This window comes from Vibrio eleionomae, from assembly GCF_009874545.1.
Classification (GTDB): Bacteria; Pseudomonadota; Gammaproteobacteria; order Enterobacterales; family Vibrionaceae; genus Vibrio; species Vibrio nitrifigilis.
The window spans coordinates 237,160-257,552 of sequence record NZ_WEKT01000001.1; the positions used below are offsets into that span (position 1 = coordinate 237,160).

Annotated in this window: 23 protein-coding genes and 1 other RNA gene; 8 read left to right on the forward strand and 16 right to left on the reverse strand. The window is 43.1% G+C overall.

Annotated features, from left to right (window positions below; translation table 11 throughout):
- Nucleotides 1-5 precede the first annotated feature (5 nt).
- The 3 genes from rsmH to rsmI all read right to left on the reverse strand — a co-directional run bounded on the left by rsmH (nucleotide 6) and on the right by rsmI (nucleotide 2,496).
- Complete coding sequence (gene rsmH / locus F9817_RS01100; RefSeq protein WP_161153107.1) at nucleotides 6-956, reverse strand: 16S rRNA (cytosine(1402)-N(4))-methyltransferase RsmH; 951 nt, start codon at nucleotides 954-956, stop codon at nucleotides 6-8.
- A gap of 179 nt (nucleotides 957-1,135) precedes the next feature.
- Nucleotides 1,136-1,528, reverse strand: an RNA gene (gene rnpB / locus F9817_RS01105) — RNase P RNA component class A.
- A 110-nt stretch (nucleotides 1,529-1,638) separates the two neighbouring features.
- Complete coding sequence (gene rsmI, locus F9817_RS01110) at nucleotides 1,639-2,496, reverse strand: 16S rRNA (cytidine(1402)-2'-O)-methyltransferase (RefSeq protein WP_161153108.1); 858 nt, start codon at nucleotides 2,494-2,496, stop codon at nucleotides 1,639-1,641.
- 69 nt (nucleotides 2,497-2,565) lie between these two features.
- Between rsmI and F9817_RS01115 the strand changes: the two genes are divergently transcribed.
- From F9817_RS01115 to F9817_RS01130, 4 genes are read left to right on the forward strand one after another with little or no spacing between them, the layout of a single operon-like run.
- On the forward strand, nucleotides 2,566-4,362 hold the full coding sequence (locus tag F9817_RS01115; protein WP_161153109.1) for a penicillin-binding protein activator: 1,797 nt from the start codon (nucleotides 2,566-2,568) through the stop codon (nucleotides 4,360-4,362).
- Nucleotides 4,363-4,365: 3 nt separating this feature from the next.
- Nucleotides 4,366-4,740, forward strand: a complete 375-nt coding sequence (locus tag F9817_RS01120) for a YraN family protein (protein ID WP_161153110.1) — start codon at nucleotides 4,366-4,368, stop codon at nucleotides 4,738-4,740.
- Between the two features lie 3 nt (nucleotides 4,741-4,743).
- Nucleotides 4,744-5,334: a phosphoheptose isomerase gene (locus tag F9817_RS01125; RefSeq protein ID WP_161153111.1), complete on the forward strand. Its 591-nt coding sequence runs from the start codon at nucleotides 4,744-4,746 to the stop codon at nucleotides 5,332-5,334.
- 4 nt (nucleotides 5,335-5,338) lie between these two features.
- The gene (locus tag F9817_RS01130; RefSeq protein WP_161153112.1) at nucleotides 5,339-5,911 is read left to right on the forward strand and encodes a BON domain-containing protein; all 573 of its coding nucleotides are present in this window, start codon (nucleotides 5,339-5,341) and stop codon (nucleotides 5,909-5,911) included.
- 71 nt (nucleotides 5,912-5,982) lie between these two features.
- On the opposite strand, the gene sspB is transcribed toward F9817_RS01130, so the two are convergent.
- From sspB to zapE, 8 genes are all read right to left on the reverse strand, one after another.
- The gene (gene sspB, locus F9817_RS01135) at nucleotides 5,983-6,492 is read right to left on the reverse strand and encodes a ClpXP protease specificity-enhancing factor (RefSeq protein WP_161153113.1); all 510 of its coding nucleotides are present in this window, start codon (nucleotides 6,490-6,492) and stop codon (nucleotides 5,983-5,985) included.
- A 10-nt stretch (nucleotides 6,493-6,502) separates the two neighbouring features.
- Nucleotides 6,503-7,138 (reverse strand): stringent starvation protein SspA, encoded by a 636-nt coding sequence (sspA, locus tag F9817_RS01140; RefSeq protein ID WP_161153114.1) that lies wholly within the window; start codon nucleotides 7,136-7,138, stop codon nucleotides 6,503-6,505.
- Between the two features lie 98 nt (nucleotides 7,139-7,236).
- Entirely contained in the window at nucleotides 7,237-7,965 is a 729-nt protein-coding gene (locus tag F9817_RS01145) for a cytochrome c1 (RefSeq protein WP_161153115.1), read from the reverse strand.
- Nucleotides 7,966-9,228 (reverse strand): cytochrome b, encoded by a 1,263-nt coding sequence (locus F9817_RS01150; protein ID WP_161153116.1) that lies wholly within the window; start codon nucleotides 9,226-9,228, stop codon nucleotides 7,966-7,968.
- Nucleotides 9,225-9,821, reverse strand: a complete 597-nt coding sequence (gene petA / locus F9817_RS01155) for a ubiquinol-cytochrome c reductase iron-sulfur subunit (protein ID WP_161153117.1) — start codon at nucleotides 9,819-9,821, stop codon at nucleotides 9,225-9,227. Before petA ends, F9817_RS01150 begins: the two co-directional genes overlap by 4 nt.
- 236 nt (nucleotides 9,822-10,057) lie before the next feature.
- Complete coding sequence (gene rpsI, locus F9817_RS01160; RefSeq protein ID WP_161153118.1) at nucleotides 10,058-10,450, reverse strand: 30S ribosomal protein S9; 393 nt, start codon at nucleotides 10,448-10,450, stop codon at nucleotides 10,058-10,060.
- Between the two features lie 15 nt (nucleotides 10,451-10,465).
- A complete protein-coding gene (gene rplM / locus F9817_RS01165; protein ID WP_161153119.1) occupies nucleotides 10,466-10,894 on the reverse strand; it encodes a 50S ribosomal protein L13 in 429 nt (142 codons plus the stop codon).
- Nucleotides 10,895-11,162: 268 nt separating this feature from the next.
- On the reverse strand, nucleotides 11,163-12,266 hold the full coding sequence (gene zapE, locus F9817_RS01170) for a cell division protein ZapE (protein WP_161153120.1): 1,104 nt from the start codon (nucleotides 12,264-12,266) through the stop codon (nucleotides 11,163-11,165).
- 152 nt (nucleotides 12,267-12,418) lie between these two features.
- On the opposite strand from zapE, the gene zapG reads away from it, so the two are divergent.
- The 3 genes from zapG (at nucleotide 12,419) to degS (ending at nucleotide 15,618) form a co-directional block, all read left to right on the forward strand.
- Nucleotides 12,419-12,868 carry a Z-ring associated protein ZapG gene (zapG, locus tag F9817_RS01175; RefSeq protein WP_161153121.1) on the forward strand — a complete coding sequence of 150 codons (450 nt, stop codon included), beginning with the start codon at nucleotides 12,419-12,421 and terminating at the stop codon, nucleotides 12,866-12,868.
- Between the two features lie 123 nt (nucleotides 12,869-12,991).
- A complete protein-coding gene (locus F9817_RS01180; RefSeq protein ID WP_161153148.1) occupies nucleotides 12,992-14,359 on the forward strand; it encodes a Do family serine endopeptidase in 1,368 nt (455 codons plus the stop codon).
- 197 nt (nucleotides 14,360-14,556) lie between these two features.
- Nucleotides 14,557-15,618 (forward strand): outer membrane-stress sensor serine endopeptidase DegS, encoded by a 1,062-nt coding sequence (gene degS, locus F9817_RS01185; RefSeq protein ID WP_161153122.1) that lies wholly within the window; start codon nucleotides 14,557-14,559, stop codon nucleotides 15,616-15,618.
- Nucleotides 15,619-15,775: 157 nt separating this feature from the next.
- On the opposite strand, the gene rplS is transcribed toward degS, so the two are convergent.
- From rplS to ffh, 5 genes are all read right to left on the reverse strand, one after another.
- Nucleotides 15,776-16,129, reverse strand: a complete 354-nt coding sequence (gene rplS, locus F9817_RS01190) for a 50S ribosomal protein L19 (RefSeq protein ID WP_161153123.1) — start codon at nucleotides 16,127-16,129, stop codon at nucleotides 15,776-15,778.
- A gap of 41 nt (nucleotides 16,130-16,170) precedes the next feature.
- Nucleotides 16,171-16,914, reverse strand: a complete 744-nt coding sequence (gene trmD / locus F9817_RS01195) for a tRNA (guanosine(37)-N1)-methyltransferase TrmD (RefSeq protein WP_161153124.1) — start codon at nucleotides 16,912-16,914, stop codon at nucleotides 16,171-16,173.
- A gap of 26 nt (nucleotides 16,915-16,940) precedes the next feature.
- Nucleotides 16,941-17,495 (reverse strand): ribosome maturation factor RimM, encoded by a 555-nt coding sequence (gene rimM, locus F9817_RS01200; protein WP_161153125.1) that lies wholly within the window; start codon nucleotides 17,493-17,495, stop codon nucleotides 16,941-16,943.
- Nucleotides 17,496-17,523: 28 nt separating this feature from the next.
- Complete coding sequence (gene rpsP, locus F9817_RS01205; RefSeq protein WP_161153126.1) at nucleotides 17,524-17,772, reverse strand: 30S ribosomal protein S16; 249 nt, start codon at nucleotides 17,770-17,772, stop codon at nucleotides 17,524-17,526.
- Nucleotides 17,773-17,995: 223 nt separating this feature from the next.
- Nucleotides 17,996-19,369 carry a signal recognition particle protein gene (gene ffh / locus F9817_RS01210; RefSeq protein WP_161153127.1) on the reverse strand — a complete coding sequence of 458 codons (1,374 nt, stop codon included), beginning with the start codon at nucleotides 19,367-19,369 and terminating at the stop codon, nucleotides 17,996-17,998.
- 213 nt (nucleotides 19,370-19,582) lie between these two features.
- Here ffh and F9817_RS01215 point away from each other — a divergent pair, with 213 nt between their 5' ends.
- Nucleotides 19,583-20,377, forward strand: a complete 795-nt coding sequence (locus F9817_RS01215; RefSeq protein ID WP_161153128.1) for a cytochrome C assembly family protein — start codon at nucleotides 19,583-19,585, stop codon at nucleotides 20,375-20,377.
- The last annotated feature ends 16 nt before the right edge of the window (nucleotides 20,378-20,393 follow it).

The following is a 20,393-nucleotide window of genomic DNA, read 5'->3' on the forward strand; positions in this document are numbered from 1 at the left end:
GCAATCTACAGTTTTTCCGCAATCCTTAATACAGAACTACGAGAACGAGGATTCACTTCCACTTCAGATTCACTAGGTTTAATCGCTTTACCAACCGTTTTAAGGTTAGCACTTCCAAGCGCTTTAATTTGGTCTTCCGTCATTGGGATACCATGAGGCACTTGCGGCCCTTTACTCTCTTTACGCATAAAACGTTTCACCATACGGTCTTCCAGAGAGTGGAAGCTGATTACCGACAAACGTCCTTCTTTCGCTAGCACGTTCATTGCACCGTTAAGAGCTTTATCAATTTCTTCAAGTTCACTATTGATATAGATACGAAACGCTTGGAATGAGCGAGTGGCTGGATGTTTCTTCTCTTTGAAGCTTTTTGGGGCTGCATCAGAGATCAATTTGGCTAACTGACTAGTACGAGTCAATGGTTCATTTTCTTCATTTTCTCTATAAGCCACAATCGCCTTCGCAATACGACGAGCATGCTTATCTTCGCCAAACTCGCGAATTACCCACGTGATATCATCTAAATCAGCATTCACTAACCATTCTGATACAGGGATACCTGATGTTGGATCCATGCGCATATCCAGTGGGCCATCTTTCATAAAGCTAAACCCACGTTCTGCATCATCAAGTTGAGGTGACGACACACCTAAATCAAACAGTACGCCATCAACTTCTCCGACTAAATCGTAACGCTCTGCGTATTCAGCAATACCTGAAAACGGGCCATGTACGATAGTAAAGCGCGGATCATCAATTTTTTGCGCCTCGGCAATTGCTTGCGGATCACGGTCGATACTAAACAGACGACCATTTGGCCCAAGCTTAGATAAAATTGTCCGACTATGACCACCGCGACCAAAAGTACCATCAATATAGGTACCGTCTGGCTTAATGGCCAAACCATCGATGGATTCATGCAAAAGCACAGAAATATGTTGGAATGATTCAGTCATAATATTCTCATTTCGCCTAACGGCTTGTGTCTGTTTAGTGTACTGATTTCCGACACTGCTGCTAACCATTAACTTATCTAAGACGTGACATTACGCTAAGTTTAAAGCTTTTAGCATCGGCTGAGTCAATATAAAGCAAAAAACCCATCATAACTCGAGAGCTATGATGGGTTTAGAATAGGTGGAGTCGGCATCATAAGCCGGGTTCTGTTCCGCTTGCGCGGCGGTAGCCATTCGTCTAGGCCAGCAATCACTCACTGGCTCAAGCAACCTACCCGCTTCCTAACGCGAGCAACGCTATGTGGAAGCCTATTTGGTCTTGCTCCGGGTGGAGTTTACCTTGCTACGAACTGTTACCAGTCGCACGGTGCGCTCTTACCGCACCCTTTCACCCTTACCTGTGCCCGAAGGCCATCGGCGGTTTTCTCTCTGCTGCACTTGTCGTAGGCTTGCGCCCCCCAGGCGTTACCTGGCACCCTGCTCTATGGAGCCCGGACTTTCCTCCCCTTCATCAGTCTCCCTAACACGAGGTTAAGGGACGTCAATGAAGCAGCGACTACCCAGCCAACTCCGAGCGCGAATAATATAGTTAACCACTCGCACTGTCTAGGAAGAATCACCATTCAAGCTTAAATAGGCTTCAACCGGTCAAACTTCCAGCAACTCCACATCTATCTCGGTCTTAATCGAGATTCTCTAAACCCCATTTGTATAGAGCATTTTTTTTCAAATTGTATATTTCTGCCGTCATGGCTGCTGCTTTTTTCAAAGGTAACTCTTTAGTTAAAATACCTAAGGTTCGCAACGCTTCTTCAGGAAGCTCACTATGACTTTCTTCACGGTGACCATGAATCAGAATAACCATTTCACCGCGCTTACGGTTATTATCCTCTTCAACCCATTCAACCAATTCACCTAAAGGTAACCCTTGGATAGTCTCGAATGTTTTGGTGAGTTCACGGGCGAGCACCACTTCACGTTCTGGACCTAAAATTTCCAGCATGTCTTTTAATGATTCACTAATTCGGTGTGGCGACTCGTAAAAAATACACGTACGCTCTACCTTAGCGATTTCAAGTAATTTGTCTTTACGACCTTTACTTTTCGCAGGGAAAAACCCTTCAAAACTAAAACGATCTGAAGGTAAACCTGACGCACTTAGCGCAGTGATCACAGCACAGGCACCAGGAAGTGGCGTAACTTTAACACCCGCCTGACGACATTGACTAACCAAGTGATACCCTGGATCACTGATAAGCGGCGTACCCGCATCGGATACCAATGCGATGGATTGCCCTGCTAATAATTTCTCAACTAATGCTTGAGCTTTTTGCTGTTCATTGTGATCATGCAAAGCGAACGTCTTAGTTTGAATATTGAAGTGAGAGAGTAACTTGCCAGTATGGCGTGTATCTTCAGCGGCGATGATATCAACAGTTGAAAGTACATCTAGGGCTCTTTGGGTGATATCTCCCAGATTCCCGATTGGCGTCGGAACTATGTATAACGTCGGGACGTCCAAGGTTTTGCTATCTGTCATTTGTTTACCATCACTTCAACGATTAATATAGAGACAATTTTACACGGATTAACTTAAGAACTCATGGCTATGAAAAACCATCAGAGACGCAGTGTACCACGCTTACTCACTCCTGTTGCATTAGCAATTGCGTTGGCGGCGTGTTCGTCTAAACCTTCAGCACCTGATTATGTTGATATCACTAGTGAACCAAGTGAGACTGCGCAAATCTACATCATGCAAGCGGATACCACTCAAGGTAGTTTGCAAAATGATTTGTTAATCATGGCGATGAAAGCTTCGATCGCAGCAAACAACACCGAACAAGCAGAGTTAATCAGTAAACGACTATCCAAACAAAAACTGAGTAATAAACAAACTGCTGAGTGGCAACTCAATAAAGCACAGTTGCTGACTAACGTTGAGCAGTATGACAAAGCAATGCAACAGCTTGATTTCAAACCATACTGGAAGTTAGCCGATCAACAATGGAAAGAGTACCATCAGCTAAAAGCTGATATTTATACCTCATTAGATAAACCATTTGACTCTAGTCGAGAGCTGGTCGCCCTTTATCAATACACAATGCAAAATCAATGGGGCGCGATTTCCGATCAAATATGGAACAACCTTAGCCATTACAACAGTCACTCCATTACCGATCTCACCACAACTCCAGACGAAGACGTTTTAGATGGCTGGCTTCAATTAGCCATTTATATGAAAACGCTAGGCAGCGATCTACCTCAGTTGCAAAACACGCTGAAGAACTGGTTAAGAGAAAATCCCAACCACCCTGCGGCATTAAACACGCCGCAAGATGTGCAGGATATTTTGGCAATGAACATCTCGAAACCAAACAATACTGCGTTGCTGTTACCGCTAACGGGCAAATATGCTCGTCAGGCACAGTTAATTCGCGACGGGTTTATTATGTCAATGATGAACGATCAAACTCGTCTGCCTAGTGCAAAATTAACGGTGATTGATACCAATGCTGAATCGCTAGAAAAAATTGAGCAGACACTGGAACAAAAGCACATTGATTTTGTGGTTGGTCCGCTAGAAAAAGACAAAGTGGAAGCGCTGCAAAAAGTTCAAGAAGACAGTGATAATCCAATCAAAACCTTGTCACTCAATATTCCAGAAACCGTTGAAAGCGGTTATCAAACTTGTTATCTCACTCTTTCTCCAGAACAAGAGGTAGCACAAGCAGCCAAACACCTCTTTAGCGAAGGATATCAATACCCTCTTATTCTTGCTCCAGAAGGCAGCTATGGTGAACGTGTTGTAGAAGCATTCAACGAAGAGTGGCGTAAATACAGCAAGAATAAAGTCGCAGTGAGCCTTTTCAGCAACAAACGAACTTTACAGCGTAATATTAATTCCGTCTTCGGTTTGCAAGATAGCCAACAAAATATTGCTCAGATGGAAGAGTTAACAGGGATGAAGTTAAAAAGCCAACCGCGCAGTCGCCGTGATATCGACGCAGTCTACATCGTAGCAAACAGCGCAGAGCTAACCTTGATCAAACCGTTTATCGAAGTGGCGATCAACCCAGATACTCAACCACCACGCCTGTTTTCGAACTCGACCAGTAATGGTGGTGGTCGTCAATATGAAGATTTAACTGGAGTCACTTACAGTGATATTCCATTACTGGTTCACCCAAGTAACTCCATCAGTAATCAGATGGAACGTTTATGGCCAAATGATACCAATGGTGAACGTCGCCTACAGGCTCTTGGCATGGACGCGTACCGTTTGATGAACGAACTGCCACAGATGAAAGTAGTGCAAGGATACACAATCAATGGCGAAACCGGTGTGTTAAGCATTGATGATTCTTGTGTTGTGCAGCGTGAAATTAGCTGGACGAAACACTGATATATGGGGCTATTTAACCGGAGAAAAACCGGTAGCCATTATGAGCAATTGGCGGCAAACTATTTAAGTCGCCAAGGCTTAACCCTTATTGAAAAAAACTTCACTATTCGTGGTGGAGAAATAGATTTAATCATGCAAGATGGCCTGAGCCAAACATTAGTGTTTGTTGAGGTGAAATACCGACAAAACCAACGCCATGGCCATGCAGCAGAAACAGTAACACGTAGCAAACAGCGTCACCTTATCAGAACAGCTACGTTGTGGATGAAAAAACAACACCTTAATATAGATGCGACAGATTTCCGTTTTGATGTGGTTGCGATCCACGATAGTGGCCACCATATAGAATGGATAAAAAACGCAATAACCGAAGGATAATCGATGCTAGATAGCATTAAAGATAGTTTTACTGAAAGTATTCAAATTCAAATTGCAGCGGCAGAAGCACTTCCTGATGCCATTATGCATGCAGCACAAGCCATGGTAGCCACTCTGCTTAATGGTAATAAAATTCTCTGCTGTGGTAACGGTGGATCATCGGCCAATGCGCAACAGTTTACTTCTTGTCTACTTAACCGTTTTGAAACTGAGCGCCCTAGCCTACCCGCTTTAGCAATGGCTTCTGATACTACAACTCTCACTGCAGTAGCGAATGATTACGCTTATCAAGAAGTGTTTTCTAAGCAAGTACGAGCGTTGGGCCAACCTGGAGATATTCTATTAGCTATCTCTACCAGTGGTAACAGCCAAAACATCATAAAAGCGATGGAAGCGGCGGTAACTCGCGATATGACCATTATCGCACTAACTGGCAAAGATGGCGGTGAAATGGCAGGATTACTCGGTGAAAACGATGTGGAAATTCGTATTCCATCTCAACGTACTGCTCGTATTCACGAAGTGCAAATGCTGACTCTGCACTGTTTGTGTGACTTAATCGATCAGGTACTTTTCCCTGCTCACGAAGATTGATGTTATGAAAAAAATGCTCCGACTTCTTTTTGCTTGCTCTATTTTGCTGTCCCTTTCTGGATGTGCTGGTATTTTTATCGCAGGCGCTGCAACCACAGCTAACCTGGTCACAGATCCTCGCTCGACCCAGCAAATCTGGGATGATAATCATCTTGAATTGCAAATTGGTGGACTCGCGCATAAAGCCCCATATAAAAACCAGCTTCGCGTGACAGCCGTTTCTTATCAAGGCAAGGTAGTATTGATAGGCCAAGCGATACAACCAAACGTCATGGAAAAGTTCGTCAATGACGTACATCAGCTCAAAGGAGTGAGAGAGTTACATAACCGCATTCAGGTCAAACCGCTTCTTGGCATTGCAGCAGTGAGCGAGGATAGCTGGATCACGACCAAAGTAAAATCTGCTTTGCTAACAAATTCCGACTTAAATGGCGTAAAAGTCACAGTAGAAACTGACGATAACGTTGTGTATCTATTTGGTTATATTACGCATGAAAAAGCCGACATTGCTACAGAAGTCACTCGTAATATCTCTGGTGTTAAACAGGTAATTCGTGCATTCAACTATGCCGATTAACTCCTATCGTGAACCAATAAAAAAAGCAGCGTAAACGCTGCTTTTTATTTATCTAGCTGCCAAAACTGGAGTTATTTAACCACGCGTAAGCTTGGTCGACCTTTTGGACGTGGCGGCTCATCATCAGGATCTGATGAACCATCTTCATTAGAGTCTTCGGAGTCAGGCATAGTGTCAGAAACAAGAGAAATACTCTCTTCACTGTTTGCTTCGTCCTGCTCTAATTCATCCATCGCTTCTAATTGTTCCATATACGCGGGCTCAGGCTCAAACATAGTACCAGCACCATTCTCTCTGGCATAAATAGCTTGAACTGCATATAGCGGTACAATCACCACGTGAGGACGCCCACCAAAGCGAGCGTTAAACGTCACTTCATCGTTACCAAGTTGCAAGTTACCAACAGCACGAGGGGCAACATTAAGAATAATCTGCCCATCTTGCACGTATTCCAGGGGAACCTGAACTCCATTTAGCGTTGCATCAACAACCAAATGTGGTGTTAAATCATTTTCCAGTAGCCAATCGTAAAATGCACGAAGCATAAAAGGACGGCGTGGGGTCATTTGCTCGATATCCATTAGGCAACCATTAACGAGACAGACGCATCTCGCGTTCTGCTTCAGTTAAAGAAGCTAAGAATGAATCACGTTCAAAAACACGGTTCATGTAAACTTTCAGTTCTTTAGAACCAGGACCAACAAGTTCGATACCTAATACAGGTAAACGCCATAATAGAGGAGCTAGATAGCAGTCAATCAAGCTGAACTCTTCGCTCATGAAGTACTCGAATTCAGCAAACACAGGACCTAAGGTTAGTAAGTCAGTGCGTAAGCGGTTACGAGCATTTTCAGCCTCTTCTGCAGAACCATTAACAATTTTGTCTGCTAGTGAATACCAGTTACGTTCGATACGGTAAATCATCAAACGGCTGTTACCACGAGCAACAGGGTATACCGGCATCAATGGTGGATGCGGGAATCGTTCATCAAGGTATTCCATGATGATTTTTGAATCGTATAAAGCCAGTTCGCGATCTACTAGAGTAGGCACGGATTTATAAGGGTTTAGCTCAACGAGATCCGCTGGCAGGTTATTTTCGTCAACCAACTCAACTTCAACACTGACGCCTTTCTCAGCCAGCACGATGCGAACCTGATGGCTATACATATCAGAGGCACTTGAAAACAGTGTCATCACAGAACGTTTATTGGCAGCTACAGCCATGGAGCCCTCCAGCACACTTAAACAAACAAAAGTCGGCGAAAACACCTGCTTTCACCGAATATTCAAAAATTAGAATTTAGCACGGCATAATAGCACATTTAGTGTGCATCACGCCAATACTCTTTCTTAAGCAACCAAGCTAGCATGGTAAATAGTGACAAAAAGCCTAAAACCCACCAGCCTATATTGTACCGTTGCTCTGCTGAAGGGTCAGCGGTGTAATTAAGATAGTTAACGAGATCGCGGACAAACTGATCATACTGCTTCGGATTTAGAACGCCCGCCCCTGACACCTTTACCCCGAGAAGCAGATTCGTCGATGATTTTGAGTATATGGCTTGAGTGGGCCCCTGTAATCCTTGTAATACATTCGGCATAGAAACATTAGGCACGAGCCAATTATTAACACCTAATGGTTGAGTAGGATCGGTATAAAAGGCATGTAAATAGGTATATAACCAGTCGGGTGAATACTGCTTAGTGATATAGGTTAAATCAGGTGCCGGTCTCCCTAGCCACTGTTTCATATTCTCATTTGAAAAAGCAGCATTCATTGGCATCGTCCAATGGGTATTTGGGGTAATCATGATATCCCTTTGTAACTCACCGTGTGATAGCTGCAGCCCTTTCGCGACTTGCTTATAGTGTTGATATTGCAAACTATGGCAACTCAAACAGTAACGTGAATACGCTTTAGCTCCCCTGACTAAAGAAGCATGATCGCTAGGATCAATATTAGCGCTAGATAAAGTGAGTGTTTGTCCTTGAGCCAAGACCGACGCATTCATAAAAATCAACACAATAGCTACTATTAGTGTCGCTCTCATTTAACCTCCAATCCGGCTAGGAACTGGCTTGGTTCTCTCGTGCTTACTGTAGTAATAGAGCAAGACAAAAAACATGAAATAACCTAAGGCAAATAACCGGGCCAAAAGGATATTCATCGATGTGACAGGTTGCCCCCCCAGAATACCTAGTGCAATAAAACAGACGCTAAACTGAACAATATTCCACCAATGAAAACGGCTTCGATAGCGAATAGAACGAACGCGACAGCGGTCAATCCATGGCAGAAAGAACACAACCAACACAGCACTAGCCATCGCGATAATCCCTAAAAGCTTATCAGGCACCGCGCGAAGGATGGCGTAATATGGAGTAAAGTACCACAGGGGAGCAATATGAGACGGAGTTTGCAGCGGATCAGCAGGAAAATAATTCGCCGATTCAAGAAAATAGCCATGTAAGCTGGGATCAAAAAACAGTACCGTGCAAAAGAGTAGCAGGAACAGCCCCACACCGACTAAATCCTTCACTACTCCATAAGGGTAGAATGGGACAGAATCAACAATATCATGTTCCTTGGTATAGGCTGAATGATATAAAAAAGGCGAACGCTGCTCTGGGGTAACACTCCCTTTAGGTAATTTCGTATCAATACCATCAGGGTTATTCGACCCCACTTGATGCAAAGCGACAATATGCAAATAAATAAGAAACAATAAAGCTAATGGCAATCCGATCACATGCAAAGCGAAGAAACGATTTAGGGTAAATCCCGATACAACAAAATCCCCTCTAACCCACTCAGCGACTGTATCACCAACATAGGGGATAGCACCGAATAATGATGTAATAACTTGAGCGCCCCAATATGACATTTGCCCCCAAGGTAATAAATACCCCATAAAGGCTTCACCCATTAACACCACAAAGCTAACCATACCGATCAACCAAACAAGTTCACGAGGTCGTTGATATGAACCGTAAATCAAACCTCGGAACATATGTAAATACATCACGATAAACAGAGCAGAAGCCCCAACAACATGGAGATAGCGAATTAACCATCCATAATCGACATTGCGCATAATATAAGCCACTGAATCAAACGCATGCTCAGCGCTCGGCTGATAATTCATTGCAAGCCAAATACCAGTGACAACTTGAATGACCAACACTAACAACGATAGCGAGCCAAAAACCCACCAGCCATTAATATTTTTCGGGATGGGATAACCAGAGAGGTGGCGACGAAAAGCATCCATCACAGGCAAACGAGATTCTAACCAAGCCAATAAAGACTTCATGATTCACTCCCCTGCTCATCTTTACCAATCAATAATTTATTGTCATTGATATACATATGCTTAGGAATCAACAAATTGAGCGGAGCAGGACCGCCAGAAAATACTCTTCCTGCCATATCAAAGCTTGAACCATGACAAGGACAAAAGAATCCAGCTTTAACCCCTTCGATATGAGAAGTGAGTGAATGTGGTAAATAATTAGGGGAACACCCTAGATGAGTACAGACACCAACAGAAACAAAAATATCAGGACGAATGGATCGAAAAGGAGATTGGATATAGCGGGGTTGTTGAGGTTCCTGGGAATTAGGATCTAACAATTGATCCGTTTGATTCTTTAAAGCTTGTAATATTGTCTGAGTTCGGCGAACTATCCACACAGGTTTGCCTTGCCAACGCACAGTCACAAGCTGCCCCGGAGCTAATTTACTGACATCAACTTCTACTGGAGCAGCGGCTACCTCAGCCTGATAGCTGGGACGCCACGCGCGAATAAACGGAATGGTGGCTGTCGCTATTCCAACCCCACCTACGACAGCAGTTGTCACTGTTAAGAAGCGACGTCGGGTCATAGAGTGCTCTGGATTGCTCATTAATAACTCATTCCTAAATGGTGTAATTCTGCGGCAGAATTCACATGAATAACGTATTTTCAATCAGTTAATTTATACGCAAATTGAGAAAGAGGTAAAGGAGTTAAATCAATAAAGAGAGGATGAAAACAGTCAATAGATAAAATAACCGCCAAAAAAACAAAAAGCCCGGCATAAGCCGAGCTTTTGAACCACAATCCAGAAATTCTGAACGATGACCTTTTCGTAAGAAAAGATTAACGTTTTGAGAACTGTGGACGACGACGTGCTTTACGTAGACCAACTTTCTTACGTTCAACGCGACGTGCGTCACGAGTAACGTATCCAGCTGCGCGTAGAGCAGGACGTAGAGACTCATCGTATTCCATAAGTGCGCGAGTGATACCGTGACGGATAGCACCTGCTTGACCAGAAATACCACCACCAGAAACAGTGATGTAAAGGTCTAGTTTGTCAGTCATTTCAACTAGTTCTAGTGGTTGTTGAACAACCATACGAGCTGTTGGACGACCGAAGTATTCATCAAGGCTACGCTTGTTGATTACGATGTTGCCGCTGCCTGGTTTAATGAAAACACGTGCAGCTGAGCTTTTGCGACGGCCAGTGCCGTAGTATTGATTCTCTGCCATTTTCGAAATCCCCAATTAGATGTCTAGTACTTTTGGTTGTTGAGCAGCATGGTTGTGCTCAGCGCCCGCGTAAACTTTCAGTTTACGGTACATAGCACGGCCTAGAGGACCACGTGGAAGCATGCCTTTAACCGCTGTTTCAATTACCATTTCAGGCTTACGATCAATCAGTTTTTCAAAAGTGATTGATTTTAGGCCACCAGGAAATTCTGAGTGACGGTAGTACACTTTGTTTTTAGCTTTGTTACCAGTTACAGTAACTTTCTCAGCGTTGATAACGATGATGTAATCACCAGCGTCAGCGTGAGGAGTGTACTCAGGTTTGTGTTTGCCACGTAGGCGAGATGCAATTTCAGTTGCAAGACGGCCAAGAGTTTTACCTTCTGCGTCTACAACATACCAGTCGCGTTTTACAGTTTCTGGTTTAGCAACGAAAGTTTTCATGCTAATAATAACCCGTTAATTTAAATTTACACATCAAGGAGCAAAATGCTCCCACTGTCTAAGAGCCCAGTCATCACCCCTTCGAGTGGATGGCACTCTCGGTCCCCAAAAGGACCTGCAGTAACGGTGGGTCGCAGGATTATAGAGAAGAGCGAGGAAAAAATCACCTCTTTTTCATAAAAAAACTGGATTTTTTTGAGAAAAAATAGCCTTGCTGCCAGACAGCGCAATAAACACTGTATTTATGCAACCCTGCTATAAACCTTGACTAAATCAAGTGATCACGTGCGAGATATTCCTGACTCTGCATCTCTATCAACCGTGAACGACACCGTTGGAATTCAAACTCCAACAGGCCGTGAGTATACAGTGCTTCTAACTCAACTTCAGCAGAAATAATCAGTTTAACGTGCCTTTCGTAGAATTCATCGACAAGTGCGATAAAACGTCGTGCTGCATCATCGTTACTTTCCCCCATTTGCCTTACATCAGCCAAAATCACCGTATGATATAGGCGAGACATTTCAATATAGTCATTCTGACTCCGTGCGGTTTGACATAACTGCGCAAACGTCGCGAACAAGACCCCATCGTAAGTACTCGTCACATCGATCTGACGGTGATTAATTTCTATTTGCTGCTGATGGGGTTTATCTAAGCCAGTAAACTGTTGGTAATAATGTTGAAGGGAAGCGTTAGCTTGGTCATCTAGTGGTGAATGGTAAATCTCAGCTTGTGTCAAAGTTCGCAGTCGATAATCCACACCACCATCAACATTTAATATATGGCAATTTGCTTCAATCAAAGCGATAGCAGGTAAAAACCGCGCACGCTGCAATCCATTACGGTATAGATCTTTGGGTGGAATGTTGGAGGTAGCGACCAGAATGACATGACGCTCAAATAGAGCCTGAAACAAAGTACCTAAAATCATCGCATCAGTGATATCTGAAACAAAAAATTCATCAAAGCAAATAACTTTTGTTTCCGCTGCTAGCTTATCAGCCACTATGTCTAGGGGATCACTCACGTCATGCAATAAGCTTAATTCATTATGAACCCGTAACATGAACCGGTGAAAATGGCTGCGCATTTTGTGTTTGATTGGTAAAGCGTCATAGAAGGTATCCATAAGGTAGGTTTTGCCTCGTCCTACGCCCCCCCAAAAATACAAACCTTTTGGCGCCGGTTGAGAAGGTGCTTTTTTACCCAATAACTTTTGCCACATAGTCGGCTTAACATCGGGTTTTTGATCAAATTCGACTAATTGATGATAAAGCGTATCTAATGCATTAACAGCCAATGCTTGCGCGTCATCTCGCTTGAATTCTTCCTGGGTTAAATCCTGTTCATATCGTTGCTTTGGAGTCATTACTGTCTAATCTCTATAAAAGAGGGAAAAACTGACGCACAGCGCACATGCTTTTTGCTTTATCCCAACCATGAACTCATAGTAACATGGGACATGGACATGTGTAACCGAGTGGTGAAAAACATGTTAAATAACAACTATAAGGAGCTGTTATGCCTTGGATATATGCTATTGTAGGACTGCTGGTAGGTATCGTAGTCGGTATTATCATCGCGCGCCTAACTACACCTCAGTATAAATCTCAGAAATCCCTACACAAAGAGCTTCAGAGCACCAAATTCGAGCTAGATCAGCTACGCCATGGACTTGCTGACCACTTCGTACATTCAGCAGAAATGCTAGATACTCTGGGCAAAGAATACACTAAGCTTTACCAACACATGGCACAAAGTTCTTCTGATTTATTGCCTAACCTACCAGAGCAAGACAACCCTTTCGAAAAAGCGCTTGCCCAACACTCTCAAAATAAATCTGAATTAGATGGTGAATCAGAAGAAAGCTTGCCACCAAAGGATTACGCCTCTGGTGCAACTGGATTATTACGTGATGAAGAGAAAGAATTTCTTGATTCTTCAGAGGTAATTAATGGCAAAGCCAGTTAAATGTAAAAATTGTAACTGAACTTTACAAAGGTTTTTGAGTCATAAACCTCATCGAGCCTGTTGAATTTTTTCGTTTGGCACAAATATTCGACAATACAGGTGTGTATCTTTGAGGAGTCTATGATGAAAAAACCTTTGCTTGTTTTAACCGCTCTATCTTTAAGCTTAAGTTCCATCATTACCCCACTACCGGCATCCGCCGCTCTTCCACTAGCAGTACAAGGAGAGCAAGTACCTAGTTTAGCGCCCATGCTAGAAAAGGTGACGCCAGCAGTGGTTAGTATCGCAGTAGAAGGAACTCAAGTCTCTCGACAACACATTCCAGAGCAATTCCGTTTCTTTTTCGGTCCAGATTTTCCAACCGAACAACTTCAAAAACGTCCATTTAAAGGACTAGGTTCCGGCGTTATTATCAATGCTGATAAAGGCTACGTCGTCACTAACTATCACGTAATTAAAGGGGCTGATTCAATAAAAGTTCAGCTTCATGACGGACGTGAATATGATGCAAAACTGGTCGGCGGTGACAAAATGTCAGATATTGCCTTGCTCCAGTTAAAAGATGCAAAACACCTTACTCAGATTAAGATTGCTGACTCAGATAAACTTCGTGTTGGTGATTTTGCTGTTGCTATCGGTAACCCATTCGGCTTAGGCCAAACAGTAACCTCCGGTATTATTTCAGCTTTAGGCCGTAGTGGTTTGAACATTGAGAATTTTGAAAACTTCATTCAAACCGATGCTGCAATCAATAGCGGTAACTCAGGCGGCGCATTAGTTAACCTTAATGGTGACCTTATTGGTATCAATACCGCCATTTTAGGTCCTAACGGTGGTAACGTCGGCATTGGCTTCTCTATCCCATCAAACATGATGAAGAACTTAACCGATCAGATTTTGAAATACGGTGAAGTAAAACGCGGCATGTTAGGTGTTCAAGGCGGCGAAGTGAATTCAGAACTTGCTGATGCTCTGGGACTAGATTCCAGCAAAGGGGCATTTGTTAGCCAAGTTATCCCAGACACAGCCGCTGATAAAGCAGGTTTGAAAGCAGGTGATGTCATTGTGTCGGTTAACGATAAACACATTGATTCATTTGCAGAACTAAGAGCTAAAGTCGCAACCCTTGGTGCTGGTAAGAAAATTACCCTTGGTGTGATTCGAGATGGGGATAAGAAAACCTTCGACGTCACGCTGGGTGAACAAACGCAAACTAAAACTCAAGCGGCAGATCTACACGAAGGTCTCGCTGGTGCAGAGTTTAGTAACACCACCAGCAGCGATGCAATTCAAGGGGTGAAAGTGACTTCTGTTGCTAAAGACTCACCTGCAGAGCAGTATCAATTACAAGAAGGCGACATCATTATTGGTGTTAACCGTCAACGTATTAAGAATCTAGCTGATTTACGCAAAGTTCTTGAGAAAAAACCAGGCGTACTGGCCCTCAATATCCAACGAGGCGATCGCTCTATCTATCTTGTTATTCGTTAATTAACACACTGATACTAAAAGAAATAGTCGAGGGTATGGTGAATTCACCATACCCTTTTTATTTGTTAAATAAAAACGTGAACACATTTTCCACGTAATGGAATGAAAACCTAGTAGCGATAGAATAGCAATTCAGCATACAATATCAGATTCTAGTCGTTCTTTATCTATCTTGATTTTGTATTTTTGGGGACTTTATGCTGAAATTTTGGCTTCGCTCAGTGGGTATTGGTATCGTAGCTGCAATTGCAGTGATCTTAACCGTACCATCACTCAGAGCGCATATTATGCCGAAAGGTAAAGCCGACCCAGCAACGGCTTCCACGGTACAGCTTTCTTTTAATCAAGCCGTTCATCGTGCCGCTCCTGCCGTGGTCAATATTTATAGTCGCCAATACGATCGAAATAATCACCAAAAGCTTTCTACAGAAGGATTAGGCTCTGGCGTTATAGTCAGTAAAAAGGGCTATATCATCACCAACTACCACGTTATTGCAGAAGCCGACCAGATCATTGTCGCTTTGCAAGATGGTCGGATTGCAGCCGCACAACTGGTTGGTAAAGATAAACGTACGGATTTAGCAGTACTTCGTATTGAAGGAGATAATCTCCCAGTTATTCCTCTTAACCCTAACTATAAGCCGAGTGTTGGCGATGTAGTGTTAGCGATAGGCAACCCATATAACCTTGGTCAAACGACAACGTTTGGTATTATTTCAGCTACAGGCCGCTCTTCAATTAGTCAAGGACGTCGTCAAGCATTTATCCAAACGGATGCGGCGATTAACGCGGGTAATTCGGGAGGAGCATTAGTCAATTCTCGAGGTGAATTAGTGGGTATCAATACCGCCTCATATCAGCAGTCTAATGATATCGAAAGCTACGGAATTTCTTTTGCTATTCCATTTACACTTGCTAATACCATCATGCAAAAAATCATTGCCGATGGCCGTGTTATTCGGGGATATATTGGTGTCGATGGCGAAGACATGAATGCGTTAACAGCGCGTCGGCTTAACGGAGAACATATCGGTGGTATTCTCGTTGTTGGTGTTGATCCACATGGTCCAGCTCATGATGCAGGCTTCCAGTTGAACGATATTATTATCAAAATTGATGGTAAAAAAATTGCCGGAAGACAAAGTGTTATGGAAACGGTGACCAACTTACGCCCAGGTACGAAGGTGCAAGTGACATTACTACGTAAAGGTAAAGAAATCACCGTTCCTGTAACCATTGCAGAAGACACTCACGACTAATTATTCTTATTTAAGCATAGAAACGATTCTTTTAATGGCTTCCTGGTGAAGCCATTTTTTAGTTTTTACTTCTTCAGTTTTCACTTCTTCGCTATTTACAGATATAAAAAAACGGAGCCCAAAGGGCTCCGTTTTTATGAGAACGCGAGTTCTAGCATTACTTCTTAGCAAGCTTCTCTTTAATACGAGCAGCTTTACCAGATAGTTCACGTAGGTAGTACAGTTTGGCACGACGTACAGCACCACGACGTTTCACTTCAATGCTATCAACAACTGGTGAGTGAGTTTGGAAAGTACGCTCAACACCTTCACCGTTAGAGATTTTACGAACAGTGAAAGCTGAGTGTAGACCGCGGTTACGAATCGCGATTACAACACCTTCGAACGCCTGTAGACGTTCACGGTCACCTTCTTTTACCTTAACTTGTACAACAACAGTGTCACCTGGTGCGAAGTTAGGTAGGTCTTTTTTCATTTGCTCTTCTTCAAGAGCTTTGATGATGTTACTCATTATTTAAATTCCTAGAATAAACTGATACTAAATAAAATAGGTTACGGGTTCTGAGTCTCTTTAATGAACTCAGCCAGTAATAGTTCCTGTTCGTCAGTCAGAGCTAGGTTTTCCAGGAGTTCTGGTCTTCTAGTCCAGGTACGGCCTAACGACTGCTTTAGTCGCCAGCGACGAACGTCCTCGTGATTGCCAGATTTCAGTACCGCTGGTACTTCTTTTCCATCCAACACTTCAGGACGAGTGTAATGAGGGCAATCCAACAAACCATTAGCAAAAGAATCTTCTTCTGCTGACGCAAAATCTCCTAATACCCCCGGAATAAACCGAGAGACAGAATCAATTAACGTCATGGCTGGGAGTTCCCCACCTGTCATTACGAAATCGCCGATTGACCATTCTTCGTCAACCTCTGATTCGATAATGCGCTCATCTATTCCTTCGTAGCGACCACAAATCAAAATAACATTTTGATTAGTAGCCAACTCTTCAACCCCTTGCTGGTCGAGTTTGCGACCTTGAGGTGATAAATAGATGACTTTCGTCTTTCCCGGTGCGGCTTGCTTAGCGTTTGCAATGGCATCGCGCAAAGGCTGAACCATCATCAACATACCAGGGCCACCACCGTAGGGCTTATCATCGACCGTGCGACGTTTGTCATGTGTAAAATCACGGGGATTCCATGTTTCTACTGACAATAACCCTTTTTTTACCGCTTGACCTGTTACTCCGAAATCCGTGATGCTGCGAAACATTTCGGGAAATAGGCTAATTACGCCAACCCACATTGTTCTTTGCCTTCTCGTCTTCAGAGCTAGAATCCAGGATCCCAGTCAACTTCGATCCGTTGAGCTTCGCGATCAACTTTTTTGATCACTTGCTCTTCAAGGAACGGAATTAATCGTTCCTTTTGGCCAAAAGCATCTTTCAGATTTGCTTTTACAACCAAAACATCATTTGAGCCAGTTTCCAACATGTCAGTTACTTCACCAAGGTTGTAACCTTTTGTTGTAAACACTTGCATACCAAACAATTCTCGCCAGTAGAACTCATCTTCTGACAGTTCTGGAAGCACTGCAGGGTCAATAGCTATTTCGAAATTTGTCAGCAAATGCGAATCTTCACGAATATCGAGTCCGTCTAGTTTCACAACCATACCTTTGTTATGGCGCTTCCAACTTTCTACTTTGTATTCAACCCACGAACCCTTTTGTTTTACAAACCAAGGGCTGTAATCAAAAATGCTTTCTGGATTGTCTGTGTAGGAAAAAACTTTAAGCCAGCCTCGAATGCCATAAGTAGAACCAAATTTACCTACAACGATTCTGTCTTGTTGCTCACTCATCGTTTCTTTACCTTTCATCGACATAAACTAGTTACTTCTTATTAAGATAGAATTAAGCCGCTTTTTGAGCGTCTTTAACTAGCTTAGCTACGCGGTCAGATACTGTCGCGCCTAGATCAGTCCAGTGTTTAACGCGATCTAGGTCTAGACGTAGACCTTCTTCTTGGCCAGTTGCAGTAGGGTTAAAGAAACCTACTTTCTCGATGAAGCGGCCAGTAGCTGCGTTGCGGCTGTCTGCAACAACGATTTGATAGAATGGACGCTTTTTAGCGCCGTGACGTGCCAAACGAATGGTTACCATGTCGTCCTCTTTGCTTTCTCAATAATAAAATTAACCCCAACAACCGCTCTTAAAAAACAGTTTGGGGTCTCGTGCCAAAATAAAGCCCCGGAATTTTACTCTTATTCCGGGTCATTGCAAGGGGTTTAGCTACTTTTTCACCACTCAGAAGTAGTAAAAAATCTGTGACAGAGATAACGGTTTGTTAAACAAAGATCAAAAAATTCATTTCTAATCCTATTACTTAACGACCGAAGAAGCCTCCGCCCCCCATTCCGCCCATCATGCCTTGCATGTTGCGCATCATACCTTTCATGCCACCTTTCTGCATTTTCTTCATCATCTTTTGCATCTGGGTGAACTGTTTTAGCAGTCGGTTAACGTCTTGAACTTGTGTCCCCGAACCTGCTGCAATGCGTTTTTTACGTGAACCTTTGATTAAATCAGGGTTGTGACGCTCTTTCATCGTCATTGAACTAATGATGGCTTCCATTTGTTTAAAGATTTTGTCGTCAACTTTATCTTTAACACCCGCAGGAAGTTGAGACATACCAGGAAGCTTATCCATCATTCCCATCATACCGCCCATGTTCTGCATCTGACCTAATTGCTCACGGAAGTCTTCTAAATCAAAGCCTTTCTTCTGCTTAAATTTCTTAGCTAGCTTTTCCGCTTTTTCATGATCGACGTTACGTTGCAAGTCTTCGATAAGAGAAAGCACATCGCCCATACCAAGAATTCGCGATGCTACGCGATCTGGATGGAAAGGTTCTAAAGCATCTGTTTTTTCACCGACACCTAAGAATTTGATCGGTTTACCGGTAATATGTCGAACAGATAGCGCCGCACCACCGCGAGCATCACCATCAACTTTAGTAAGAATCACACCAGTTAACGGAAGCGTATCGCCAAATGATTTAGCCGTATTCGCCGCATCTTGACCCGTCATGGCATCGACAACAAACAGGGTTTCTACTGGATTAATCGCTTGGTGCAGCTCTTTAATCTCAGCCATCATCTGTTCGTCAACGGCTAGACGGCCTGCAGTATCGACGATCACAACATCGTAAAATTTCTTCTTCGCATGCTCGATGGCACCATTCGCAATATCAATGGGTTTCTGATCTGCCGAAGAAGGGAAGAAATCAACGCCCACATCACTTGCTAAAGTTTCAAGCTGTTGGATTGCTGCAGGACGGTAAACGTCGGCAGAAACAACCAAGACTTTCTTCTTATCGCGCTCAGTTAATAACTTAGATAACTTACCGACACTGGTCGTTTTACCAGCACCTTGTAAACCAGCCATTAAAATCACTGCTGGCGGTTGCGCGGCTAAATCAAGAGCTTCATTAGATTCACCCATCACAGCTTCAAGCTGTGCTTGAACTATTTTGATGAACTCTTGGCCCGGTGTCAGTGACTTAGAGACTTCAACACCCACCGCATTTTCTTTAACGCGTTTAACAAAATCACGAACAACAGGAAGTGCCACGTCCGCTTCTAACAACGCCATGCGCACTTCACGCAGTGTTTCTTTAATATTGTCTTCAGTAAGACGACCTTTACCGCTGATGTTCTTCAGCGTTTTGGATAATCGATCGGTTAAATTCTCAAACATCTCTATTCTCTTCGCTATCAGGCGATAATCTAACGTGAGTATACCTTAGCCTGCCTCATAGTCATACCCGTGAGAGACCAGCGTAAACATTTACTATGACATTGGGGCAATTTTTTCTAACTCAACGGTTAAAAATCATTGACGAAACCACATAGCTCATTACCATCACTCAAGGTATAATCAGCAAATTCATTCATCGATTTAGTGAGAAACATGGACAACTTAATTACAGTCGTTGCCGCCGTTTTATACTTTGTATCAATAGCAATGATTGTTCCAGGTGTGGTCAATCAAACCGGAATCAAAACCAAAACCGTCTTTGGTAGCGCAGCCCTTGCTGTCATATTCCACGCATGGTTACTTGGCGATCTTATTTTCCATAACAATGGACAAAACCTGAGTATTCTCAATGTTGCCTCTGTTGCGAGCTTTTTAATTTCGGTGCTAATGACTGCTTCCATGTTCAAAGCACGATTATGGTTTCTCCTTCCAATTGTGTACAGTTTTTCGGCAATCATCCTCGTTGTCGCTAACTTTGTACCCAATACATTCATGACTCACTTCGAACATAATTCAGCGTTGTTGATTCATATTTCTTTCGCATTGTTCTCTTATTCTACGATGTGTATCGGTGCTCTTTATGCCATTCAGCTTGCTTGGCTTGATCATAAATTAAAGAGCAAAAAAAGCTTAGCGATTAACCCTAACCTTCCTCCATTATTACGAGTTGAGCGGCATTTATTTAAAATCATTATTGTCGGTGAAGCCTTACTGACAGGAACCTTAATCACTGGTTTCTGGTTTATTACTGATATGTTTGCTGAAGGGAAAGCTCACAAAGGCATATTGTCATTCATCGCGTGGGTTGTTTACGCCATCCTTTTGTGGGGACATTATCAAAATGGTTGGCGTGGCAAGCGAGTGACCTGGCTATCAGTTCTTGGCGCTTTCATTTTGACCCTTGCTTACTTTGGTAGTCGATTTGTAAAAGAATTCATTCTTAGTTAAGGTCGATTTTAGACCT